We start from the raw sequence: 11,659 nt of genomic DNA, 5'->3' as shown, positions 1-11,659 counted from the left end.
AAGTAATGTTTTTTCTATATTGTAGCTTCAAACGCTAAAAATCGAAATAAAAAGGTAAAAGTTAACTGCACACGAATACATCTTGACCGCGTTTTTGTTCCTTCTATAAGAGGTAATGACATTGTAATGATAGGAGGAGGCGTAAACATGGACATTATGGAAGTCAAAAAACAAATCGCATTGTTTAATGAAGGTGATAACATCCTTCATGAGGAATTCGGTCCCGGCAAGATTATATCAAAGGGAAAAACCGTTGTAGACGCTGATTTCAACGGTGAGACGAAGAAATTAAACTTGGACGTGCTTGTTAAGTCAGGTAAAATTCAAAAAAATGATTAAAGTTCATCGCTACAATTGGTCGTAGTTAAAAGGATAGATTCAAGCAAATCCTTCTGCTTAATCTATCCTTTTTTGTAAAATATATCAGAGAAGCAACCTAACCTTTCTAGACAGTCGAGCGTTCGATCAAGCGAAAGCCAAGTTCCCGCCTTTCGGGAACCTCTCTTTTCTCGGTAATTTGATCGTGTAATATTCGAAAAGCATTACCGCCTAATTGGAACAACTGGTTATCAATGGTGGTCAGATCAAACACTTCGGCTATCGGTTGATTATCAAATCCGATGATAGCCAGATCTTCCGGCACGCTCATACCATTTTTTCTAGCTTCCATGATAATGCCGGCCGCAACCTGGTCACTGCTTACCAGAAGCGCGGTTGGTTTTTCCGACATCGCTAGCAGTTTATGGACCACAGCTGTGCCATCCTTCATGTGATAGCATCGATAAAACATCCACGCCTCACGAATAGGCTGGTGAATGGAGTTTAGGGCATCTATGTACGCGCTTCGCCGCTTAACACTGCTGGTGCTATCTTTCCTGCTTAAGCAAAAGCCAATTTTTTCGTGTCCTCTCTCAATCAGATAGTTCATCCCCAGTTGAAAGCTCGCATAATGGTCTACATAAATGGAAGAGATGGGTGTATCCCCTTCATCTTCACAGGCAACAACAGGCCCAAATTCAGCAAAGGGCTCAATGTCTTCCCACCGAAGCGTTTTTGAACAGATAATAATCCCATCGATCAGCCTCATTTTAAGCCTATTAAGCGTCTTCATTTCCTCGGTTGAACTGTAATTAGTCTGGAACAAAACTAGCTGATAATTCTCACGCAGTGCTTCGCTCGCAATTCCCTCCATTATCCTCGCAAAATACGGGTGGTTAATGCCCGGGAGCATGATACCGATCATATTGGTTTTGCCTTTGCTCAGATGAACCGCATTCATATTGGGTGAATAATTCAGACGCTCAACCGCCTCTAATACAGCTTCGCGCTTCTGTTCACTTACATAAGGATAGTTATTTAATACCCGGGAAACCGTAGACACAGAAACCCCGGCTATCCTTGCAATTTCTCTAATGTTTGACATCGGCGGCATTCCCCTCCATGTCCATTGTAATCCATTTCACTCGCAAAAAAAACTTTGTGATCCTACTTGACTTGAAACGCGTTTCATACAATACGCTGTTACTGCGGGATGAGTTCATACCCGCAAAGGCCGGCGTGATCAGAAACTGAGCGTCACGGCCACATCCATACACCAAACACACTTCCCCAATAGCTGAAAGAGGATAGTCCAATTAAATGGACCATCCTCTCCTTTAACTTTTCGCAACTTCTTTTTATTGCCTAATATATAAACCTGATTTTCTTGTAAGATCAGTCCTCTTGCCATAGTAATCGTTATATGTACGTAAAAGTTGCGAAAAATTTTAAAGGCAGGGAGAAAGCGAAGATAAGGATTTGGAGAATAGAAATGGTGGTAACTGATGATATTATGGTTATTTGCTTAACAAAATAAAGAGTAAATAGGGCATACGTTTAAAAGTAATTTGTACGCACTTAATAATTTAATTAAATTTCATACAGGGCTAACAAGACTAATCTAAGCTTACCGTATAAAAAGCGGTTTATTCGTCACTCCATACACTAAAAATGACGGCTATCATTACGGTAGCCGCCATCAGAATTTCACATTTTAATTATACATTTCATTTTTTCTATTTAAAAATATATCAATATCTGTTTGTTCCTGCTCACCTAATCCATCAAAATGGTTATCAACATTAACTAATTCATAATATCCCCATATAGCAGTTAGGCTTTCACTTTGTCCAAAATGCTTAAAATACCATTTTTCAGGAAGTGAATTTGATATAACAGAAAACAATTCTGCTGAATACCAATTTGGCATTTTAAAGTCATCATAAATAAGGTAGTATATTCCCTCTTCATAAAGAATTATGCCATAAACTCTATAAGTTGTACCAAAAGAAATACCATCATAAGAAGTTAATGTCTCGTTTCCTTCTCTTACGATTTTTGGACTAAACAAATAACCAGTATTTTTCTCACACCGTAATTCCATCTTTAACACATCCCGATTATTTAAACTTAAAATCATCAAACTTTCCAGTTTTAGTATTGTAATTAAAATGAATATTAATGTTACCTTTTGAAGTCTTTACAACCTTTTGCATTTTTACCCATCCTTCTGAACCTAGCCATCTGGGGTCATTCATGTTTTTTGTCGGGACTCTAGTAGCACCTTTTAAAGGATTGGATAATACTTCTTTCATAGCTAATTGTTCTTGCAAACTATTTGCTGTTGTTCTACCAGTTGAACCTCTTCCTAGTGATTTACTCTTTAGTAAACTATTAAGGTTTCCTGTACCCTTACCAAATAACTTTTTAACCCCTGCTGCCGCTTTGCTATAAACAAATTGTGCTAGTTTGATCCCTTTTGTAATGATTGTTTTTGCTACCCCGTACAGAAGACCAGGACTAATATTACCTTCTGGGTCAACAGCATTCACCGGATCATTATTGACATACGTGTAAAGACTTTCATCTGCTGCTCCATCAGGATCTTCACTAAGAAAACGCCCATCCTGAGGATCATAATACCGGTTTACAAGGTAGTAGAAACCTGACTCTTCATCCTGGTAATATCCCCTATAAGTGAATGGATTATATAGGGTTCCTGTTTTCTGTACCGTTTGTCCCCACGGGTCATATGAATAACTGTCTACAACGTTTCCGGTGGAATCCGTCAAACTCACAACGTTGCCTTGGCCATCATAATTGTAGTAGTAGGTTTTGCCACCCTGAGTCTGGCTGGTAAGCCCCCCGCTGCCATCATATGAATACGTAATCGTTGAGTTTGCAACAGTATCGGTTTGGACCAGCAGATGTTGCTAACCCGGTTTTCGTTTTGTCATAACCCATGGACTGTGTGATTGCATCTGCACCAGTCCGTTACGCAGCCGTTAGATTTCCATTGGCATCGTATGTGTTGTCTTCAATGACCGCCAGGCTTGTGGCATCCTCTACCTTCTTCAATTCGTCTGCTGCATCATAAACAAATGAGAGGCTTTTTCCTAATGAGGCAGCAGGTGTGTAAGACGTAACATTTTCATATGCGTCGTACCCGTAATCGATTTGTCTGGTGGTGCCGGCTGACTGGGGCGTAAAATCATTGGTCGCCGTATACTGGTAGTTCGTCGTTTTACTCGTTGCACCTGCCGAATCATCGACAATGGTTACATTGCCATTGGCATCATAATGCGGCGTTAATATATAGGTGCTGTTCGTTGCAGAACCCGACGCCTTCTGGTCCATATGAGTCAATTCGTCCTGCCAGTTGACCCCACCTTAAATTCTTAAAAATCGTGTCTTGACGATGGGGTCCACTTTAGAGGTAATTAATGATGTCGTCTATATGGAAAGGTCTAATCTCAATCTTTACAGTTTTGTTTTTAATAGTCACGTGCGAAAGCGGACACCCGGAAACGACCTACGGAATGAAAGGGAATGCTAATACAGCGGTTAAGACGTTCATTAGTTCTACTATTTCACTAAATAAAAGCGTAATTAACTCAATAGATCCTGTCGTTCTAACACTAAATTTTAAGGCCGATGAAACTATCAACCTAGAGTCCAGCAGACTGGCTGTTTATCCGATTGGAAAACAAGTACCTTCACTATCTGCTCCAATTCCTGAATGGAGTCATATCTCTTTCAACAAAGGGGATGTACGACAAAAAAAAGTAACGATTTTACCTTCTAAGATAGGACTGCGCCCTGGGTATTATGTGGTCAAAATTGAATATTTATTTGATAACACCGCAGCACAAACATCTGCCGATTTGTTGATTCAATATCCCCCTGGAACAATAAAGATTGGAAAAATCAATGTTAACAAAACTGTCCAAAAAGAAGGATATACGCTTACTTTAAAATCGATCACGATGTATAAGGATAAGGTTATTGTTGATACGCACTTTTCTCCTTCAAGTGTAGGTAATTTATTGCCGAATATGAAGTTGGACGATGGGACCGACTTAAAGTGGTTACCAGGTGCAAATTCAACGAAGTTACAAATGAACAATCAGCAATTTACATTTTCTCCTATCCCTAAATCAGCAAAAAAAGTTACGTTTAGTATCCCTGTTATTAATGTAAAGAAAACTAACGGTACATTTGGGATACCTGGCCCATGGTCAATCACAATGAACATTCCTAAATAATTAACTTCGGGGTTGTCTCGGCTGAATTATCACTTTCCGGACAGCCCCATTCTCGAGTAGTTTGTTAAATTTTAAGTAACTAAAATCCCATCAAGCCTCTGAATAAGCTTTTTATCCACGGGTTTTATATAAAAGCTTGCAGTCCAAAACTGGTTATCGATGATTGGAATTTCCTTCTCTTTCAAAATAAGGTTTTTCCCAAATAATTTTTTAAAGTCTGTATCGCTAACTTCATAAATATCACAGGTGCTATTGCTTGCCCCATCAAGCCCTTGGACAAAACGATTGTTAAAATTAATTTGAGTGCTTCTCTTTAAATTAAGTGAGTCATCCATGTTTTCGTTTCTGTTTGGGAATTCAACAGGTTCCACAGGACTTTCTTTTAGGTGTATCGTTCCTTTTATACCATTAAACGATTGAGAATCTACTTTTGTTAATTTTTTCTCGATCAAAACCAATTACGTCTACCTATATCTTTAAAAAATATAACATCTTTGTTATCAGTAAATAATTCATTAAAAGTAACGTCATCCAAATCAAATAATCCAAAATCAGTCATTTTATTTAAGTCACTGATTATCTGTACAGTTGGCAAAAAACTACCCCTCCTTATAATTTTGCGGGTACATTCTTATGCTTTCCTCTTTTGTCCTGAACATCCCAATGTGGAACCCCATGTCTTCCATTACCTTTTGGCTCAACCCATAATTTTCCGTTTTAATCCAAATATCCTGACCGCCCATTTCTGTATACTTTTTTTGCTCCTCCTTTCGGAGGTATAAAAGTACCTGGAAGATTTTTTTCTGTTAATCTATCAGGCCAGCTCTGCGGACCTCTACTTGAAAATATATGACGCGCAGTATTAGCTACGTAATTTCCAAACAACATAGCTTGATGATAGGTATAAAGAGCACCTATTCCTATTATCCCAACTAATGTCATTTGAGGATTATTTCTTGTGATAGCATAATCCCCATTAGGGTATACAAAGAAAAAAAGGAGCCTCATTCCCCTTCTAATCTATGGGAATTTCAAGTGACTTAATTTTTATAATTACTATCTAATGTGATAGCTATATCATCCGGTATTTTATAGTCCTTATAATTAAGCCCAACCCATTCTTTAACAATCATATTATCAATGGTTAGCCAATTCGGGATGTAAGGTAGATATTCACTAACATTTGTATCATTTTTAAACCCTATAACACACACTCCGTTATCCCTTTCCCCCCATATTGCCCATTCCATCGAAGGAGAAATCCATACAATTGTATAAGAGTTATCAATTATTGAATCAGCTGGGCTTTCATCTGGAGCCAAATTTAAAATGTTCATATAATCATCAGAGGATAGTTCAATTGGGAGTTTAGTCCAATTAAAATAATTAAATTCTTTAAAGTAATAGCTTAATGGATCAGGATTTAACACTGCCATAAGAACAAATTTGTCATTTGTTAGCTTTGCTAGTTGTTTAAGATTATCCCAAAATGTTTCATCCATCGCTGAGTAAAATTCCAGGAAGAAAAAATGTTTATAGTCTTTTTGAAATACTCTGTTGGGTAAATGATTATCTACAAAAAATACTTTTTTTACTAGTGCGTTTAAATTTTCATATTCATCCCTTTCTATCAAAAATGCATCTTTAACATTCATTCTATTCTTAGCCTCCTAGTCTAATTTTCAAAGTTGCTTTCTTACTTCCACTTGGATAAAAATCAGCTGTCCAGCCGGTATGACTGTTTGCTTTTCCGCGCAAAGAATATTTTGCGCCATTTTTAGTAAGAATTATTGTTGTTCCATCTTTTGATACATTTCTTTTCCATCCTCGTTTAATAAGATTCTTTTCAAAAGTATCTTTCGAAACACCCGTGCTCCTATTCTTAACACTTCCCGGTTTTGTTATATCTTTATAAGATGAGGTTTTATCAGAACCACTACTATAAGTGATATGGTAATCCGGTAAAAGATTTCCAGACATGTAACCCAATAACCCGCCTACAGCAATAAATAACCAATCATAACCAGAATATCTTGTTAACGCTTTGTCACCTTCTGGATCAACTTTATTTACAGGATCGTTATCCGTATATATATAGTCATTTCCATTAACGGGATAATCTGGATCACGACTTAGAAATCTACCATCCTCCGGATCGTAATATCGATTTATAAGATAATATAATCCAGCCTCATCATCTTGGTAATACCCACGATAGGTGTAAGGATTATACAAGGTTCCTGTTTTATTAACGGTTTGTCCCCACGGGTCATATGAATAACTCACAACGACATTTCCAGTCGCATCTGTAAGAGCTACAACATCCCCTAATCCGTTGTAATTATAATAATATGTTTTACCGCCTTGTGTTTGGCTAATCAAAGTTCCGTTAGGGTCATAGCTATACGTGATAGTTGTATTGGCTAATACATCCGTTTCAGCGACAATATTATTCGTTGCATCCTCATATTGATATTGTAAATCTCTTGTCGTTTTGCCTGTTCCATCCTTGTCAGTTTTTTCTGTACGTCGGCCCTGGGAATCATACGTATATTGTACAATGCTTCCATCCGGTTTGGTGATTTTCGTTATATTCCCATCCGTATCCCAGCCGTACGTACACCCACTTTTACTGATGAGCTCTCCATTATCATTATACTGATAAGAAGCATTTCCTTCTGCTCCACTGCGGCTGATAAGCTGATTAAGCGCATTGTACGTATAAGTTGTAGTGCCGCTCGGAGATGTTTTGCTCATCCGGTTTCCAATATTATCATACGTATAGGTGGTTATTCCATTCGCATCGGAATAGTTAGTTAATTGTCCTGCATTGTCATACCCATAATTTGTCGTTCCGTTGTTATCGGTTACTGAAGTAATCCGACCATTGGCATCACGGGTATATCCAAAGTTGAAAAGTGTGCTGGTTCCTTTGGATACACTCATGTTGCTAAGCCGGTTAGCTTTGTCATAAACCTTGGACTGCGTGATTCCATCTGCACCTGTCCGTTGCGCAGCCGTTAGATTTCCATTGGCATCGTACGTATTATCTTCAATAACCGATTGGCTTGTAGCATCCTTTACCTGCTTTAATTGGTCAACTGCATCGTAACTAAATGAAAGGCTATGGCCTAAAGAAGAAATGGGTGAATACGCCGTAACATTTTCATTTGCATCATACTGATACCCAATCTGTTGAGTTGAGCCTGTTGACTGTGAAGAAATATCATTTGTACCTGTATACCCATAAGATGTACTTTTATTAGTCGTTCCATCTGCAATGCTTTGAACATTTCCATTAGCGTCATAGTGTGGGGTCAACATATATGTGCTGGTTGTTGATGAACTAGACGCCTTCTGGTTCATTTGCGTTACTTCATCTTGCCAGTTATATTGCTGATTGGTGACTTGACCGTTTGGATCTGAAACGGTTGTAACATTATCAGCCCCATCGTATGCCATTGTTGTCGTTTTTCCAGCTGCATCGGTAACGGAGGTTTGGTTAATTCCATTCGCGTCGTATCCGTAGCTCGTTTTATTTCCATTGGCATCGGTTGTGCTTGTTCGGTTACCGTAAGCATCGTACGTATTGCTTGTAACATGGCCTAATGGATCCGTCACAGAGAGCAAATCACCGTTCCCATTATAGGTGGACGTGGTTTTCTTTCCCAACGCATCGGTAGAGCTAGTAGGGTTGCTATAGGCATCGTAAGTGAAAGAAATCGTATGTCCTTCCGGATCCAACGAACTGATCAAGTTTCCGCTGCTGTCAAAGGTATTGTTCGTGACATTTCCATTTGGATCGGTAACCTGTGTCTTGTTATAGTTCGAATCAAGCCCGTATTGCGTAACCCGATTTAAAGCATCCGAAACCTTGGTAACCACATAGTTACTATTACAATTATACGTTGTTTTATGGCCGTTTCGATCCGTAAGCGACGATGTGTAGTTCGGTATATCATAACTATACGTCGTTCCCGGTCGGTTAGCTCCATCAGTCGGCGCCAACACATCCGGTTCCTGCACTTTACTCAGGGCCTCATTCGTGTAGGTAAAATCAGTGTATCGTCCTTTCGGATCAATCACTTGTGTTAAATTATGGCCGGCATCGTAGTTATATTGCGTTCTGCGGTAATTCGTCGAATCGACATAATTGTCGACTGTCATAAGATTGCCACTGGCATCATAGCCGTAAACCGTTTTTCTGCCGGCAAAGTCCGTGACACTCGAAATCTTTCCATTTGTTCCGTAAGCGATCGTCACTTGCCTTCCCGTTGGATCGGTTATAGAAGTTAAGTTATTATTGTTGTCGTAATTATAGGTGATTCGGTTGCCATGTCGATCTTGAATATAGCCAATGTAGGACGTATTTGCATCCTGATTGTACTCACTCGTCGTAAATCGATAATCAAAATGCGTAAGATTGCCGAATTTATCGCGCAAATCATATCCGGTAAGCTGGCCAGTGGCATCCAGGATCTTGGTTAACGATAAATACTCGCCAGGCGGAGAGGAATATGTACCAGTAACCGGGTCTATTGGAAATACATGCGTAGTGCCATCCGCATCTGTTACAAGCGCCTTTGTTGCACCTGCTTGCCGTTCTACAATCGTATCACCGCCGGTAAAGCACCATCCATACCCCATCGCTGTGTTATCCAATGCTTTCGAGTTGTAGGTCCGGGTGAAGTTAATCCCCATTCCGCCTCTGCCTTTGAGGGAAACATCGGTAGCCTGCACGACATTGTTGCCGGTAGTCATGTTGGTATAGCTTTTTCCTCCAGCCACATCATGGGCATCATACGTCCAATATGGCTCAAGCCCCAGCCTGGCCGTAGAATAATAGGTGACGGCGAGCATGGGGTGATAACTTGTCGCTGTCGGCTCATCACTTGAGTAAAACTTCTTGTAGATATTGGTTGTTTCCGAATTACTCTTTAAAAGAATGCCAAAGTTAGAAGAATTTCGATTCTTATCAATAAAGTCAGTGAGATTCCATCTAAAATAATTGGTTTGCGTCGTATTTTCTGTGACCGTTGTGGTACTCAGGGGAGTGGAATTAAAATCGCCGCCTTTATTGGTCCATGCGGTGGTGCCATCTGTTGTATTCCATGTTACCCCGCTTTCCGTCCACTTTTTTGTCACTTGATACGCACTGATATCGATCGGATTGGCGCTCGAATAACTGGAAAGCCATAAACTCAGATCCGCACTTAAAACATACGCATCATTTGGAATCGAAGACAAATTAAAATTTAACAGCGAACGGATGATATTTGATTTGGTCGTATCCTGATACAGGCCAGCACCCAGCTCTGTGTCAGCTCCACCCGTCGCGGTCGGCGTATAACTGCGAATATTGGCATCAATTCCAGAATTATCGACCGGTTGGATGGTAACGATACTTGGATCGATGACAACTGGATAAACCCGCTGCGCATCCATCAGCCACGCTTGATTCGGAATCACGTCAATGTATAACTGGTTGCCTCGTTGCACGGCATTCATCTGCACATCGTCTGATCGCGAACCTTCCGGAATCGCATCAGGTTTGACACTATTAAAACCTGCGGGGATATTCGAATCATACATAAATGGTTTTTCTATGTAGTAAACAGGCGTACCTGTTTTACTATCTGTGAACGTAAGGCTTCCATCCGGCTCTTGTTTATAGTTGAGCCCTTTCATATTCACTTTGAAAGAGTATTGGGTGGGCGAAGTCGCATCCGGTTTCTTATGGATCACCACTTTTTCTTTCACTTTCTGAGCCCCAACCTGATACTGCAAGTCGGTATCCGGATAAATATTTGGGAATGTGATTTCATTTTTATCAATCTTACCCATTCCCGTTATCTTTTTGGTTAAAAATTTAGAGGGAATCGGATCATTTTGGCTGGAAGGCGTGAGGGATAACGAAGTTTGATCCTTACTTACCTGTACAAGATCGTTAGCGGTGTTGTCTTTGCCGAAATGCACGTGGAAATTGTTTGCTTTATTCACAACGGTGTTCGTTGTGCTGTCAGTACTTAGGGTATTGTCGATGGGAACCCAATTGCCTGTAGAATCTTTAAAATGAATGGGATCCTGATAGATTTCCGTTGTAAAAGAACCATTCGGATTTTCGTACGTTTTAGAATTTTGCTTGCGCAATTTGGGAAGCTCTTCACGCTCTTTTTTTACGGTCGTATTCGTTGGCGATGGACCGGAGAGGGAAGCTGCCTGTGCTGTTGCTGCGAATAAAGAAGGAATAGTGGAAGTAATAAGGGCGATAACAAGTGTGACAGGCAGCCATGCTTTGTGTTTAGACTTCATTGTTCATCTCCTCATAAAATTAGATACAAATTGCTTTGGAATTACGAAAATAAACCGCCCCTCCTATAACCAAATTGTAACTCCGCTGTTGATTATCTAACGTTATGCAAATGGATCAATCAATAAACATTTGTAAGAATTACATAATCTTACCCTGCAAACGATGTTTTTTACAATATTACTGCTAGTTAGTTATTTTTAACCAAATAAAGGGTGTCCCGAATTCGGGACACCCTGTCGGTTACGCTGCTTAATAGGTCTGACTGTTGTTCACAGAATTTGTACTGCTTGATGTGGTAGACCCTTCTGAAGAGGAGGTGCTTGAAGATGAGCCGCTGCCTGAGGACATGCCGTTTGCTCCCCTGCTCATTTTACTGGCAGCATTCGATGCTACATCCATGACATCATCCACTGCATCTTTGGCAACGGATAGTGCTTCAGCGGAATGGTCCTTCGCCTCCAACGCCTTGTCCGCAATTTGCTGGATGGATTTGGATGCTTCTTGGGCAATGGAAGAAACCACCTGGGATTTTTCCTGAATTTTATCCACAAAACCCTGCGGATCATTTTTTAAATCTTTGGCCATCTCGAGCGTGAGATCTTTCACGGTAGACGCAGATCCCGCAAGCATAGAACGGGAAGATTTATCCATTAAGAGAACTGCCGCTGCTCCTGCTGCCGCTCCTGCAAATACACCGAAAAGAAGTTTTCCATAGCCTGAATCCGTTCCGTAATTCATTTCATTCTGCATTGTTTAGCCTTCC

The 11,659-nt window shown here is 40.1% G+C and carries 11 protein-coding genes; 2 read left to right on the top strand and 9 right to left on the bottom strand.

Annotated features, from left to right (window positions below):
• The first annotated feature begins 147 nt into the window (after positions 1–147).
• The gene (locus tag PP175_RS06555) at positions 148–339 is read left to right on the top strand and encodes a hypothetical protein (protein ID WP_272441991.1); all 192 of its coding nucleotides are present in this window, start codon (positions 148–150) and stop codon (positions 337–339) included.
• A gap of 106 nt (positions 340–445) precedes the next feature.
• Here PP175_RS06555 and PP175_RS06550 read toward each other — a convergent pair whose 3' ends face one another.
• The 4 genes from PP175_RS06550 to PP175_RS06535 all read right to left on the bottom strand — a co-directional run bounded on the left by PP175_RS06550 (position 446) and on the right by PP175_RS06535 (position 3,675).
• Positions 446–1,423 carry a LacI family DNA-binding transcriptional regulator gene (locus PP175_RS06550; RefSeq protein WP_272441990.1) on the bottom strand — a complete coding sequence of 326 codons (978 nt, stop codon included), beginning with the start codon at positions 1,421–1,423 and terminating at the stop codon, positions 446–448.
• A 609-nt stretch (positions 1,424–2,032) separates the two neighbouring features.
• On the bottom strand, positions 2,033–2,422 hold the full coding sequence (locus tag PP175_RS06545; protein ID WP_272441989.1) for a phosphoribosylaminoimidazole synthetase: 390 nt from the start codon (positions 2,420–2,422) through the stop codon (positions 2,033–2,035).
• 16 nt (positions 2,423–2,438) lie between these two features.
• The gene (locus PP175_RS06540; protein WP_442870426.1) at positions 2,439–3,116 is read right to left on the bottom strand and encodes an RHS repeat-associated core domain-containing protein; all 678 of its coding nucleotides are present in this window, start codon (positions 3,114–3,116) and stop codon (positions 2,439–2,441) included.
• Positions 3,117–3,312: 196 nt separating this feature from the next.
• On the bottom strand, positions 3,313–3,675 hold the full coding sequence (locus tag PP175_RS06535; RefSeq protein WP_272441988.1) for a hypothetical protein: 363 nt from the start codon (positions 3,673–3,675) through the stop codon (positions 3,313–3,315).
• A gap of 182 nt (positions 3,676–3,857) precedes the next feature.
• Between PP175_RS06535 and PP175_RS06530 the strand changes: the two genes are divergently transcribed.
• Positions 3,858–4,583 carry a hypothetical protein gene (locus PP175_RS06530; protein WP_272441987.1) on the top strand — a complete coding sequence of 242 codons (726 nt, stop codon included), beginning with the start codon at positions 3,858–3,860 and terminating at the stop codon, positions 4,581–4,583.
• Positions 4,584–4,654: 71 nt separating this feature from the next.
• On the opposite strand, the gene PP175_RS06525 is transcribed toward PP175_RS06530, so the two are convergent.
• From PP175_RS06525 to PP175_RS06505, 5 genes are all read right to left on the bottom strand, one after another.
• Positions 4,655–5,041: a hypothetical protein gene (locus PP175_RS06525; protein ID WP_272441986.1), complete on the bottom strand. Its 387-nt coding sequence runs from the start codon at positions 5,039–5,041 to the stop codon at positions 4,655–4,657.
• Positions 5,032–5,178, bottom strand: a complete 147-nt coding sequence (locus tag PP175_RS06520) for a hypothetical protein (protein ID WP_272441985.1) — start codon at positions 5,176–5,178, stop codon at positions 5,032–5,034. Before PP175_RS06520 ends, PP175_RS06525 begins: the two co-directional genes overlap by 10 nt.
• Positions 5,179–5,623: 445 nt before the next feature.
• Positions 5,624–6,238: a hypothetical protein gene (locus PP175_RS06515; RefSeq protein WP_272441984.1), complete on the bottom strand. Its 615-nt coding sequence runs from the start codon at positions 6,236–6,238 to the stop codon at positions 5,624–5,626.
• Between the two features lie 7 nt (positions 6,239–6,245).
• The gene (locus PP175_RS06510; protein ID WP_272441983.1) at positions 6,246–10,895 is read right to left on the bottom strand and encodes a DNRLRE domain-containing protein; all 4,650 of its coding nucleotides are present in this window, start codon (positions 10,893–10,895) and stop codon (positions 6,246–6,248) included.
• Positions 10,896–11,145: 250 nt separating this feature from the next.
• Entirely contained in the window at positions 11,146–11,646 is a 501-nt protein-coding gene (locus tag PP175_RS06505) for a hypothetical protein (protein ID WP_272441982.1), read from the bottom strand.
• Positions 11,647–11,659 lie beyond the last annotated feature (13 nt).

The organism is Aneurinibacillus sp. Ricciae_BoGa-3 (genome assembly GCF_028421645.1).
Lineage (GTDB): Bacteria > Bacillota > Bacilli > Aneurinibacillales > Aneurinibacillaceae > Aneurinibacillus_B.
This window is presented reverse-complemented; position numbering and strand designations above follow the sequence as displayed.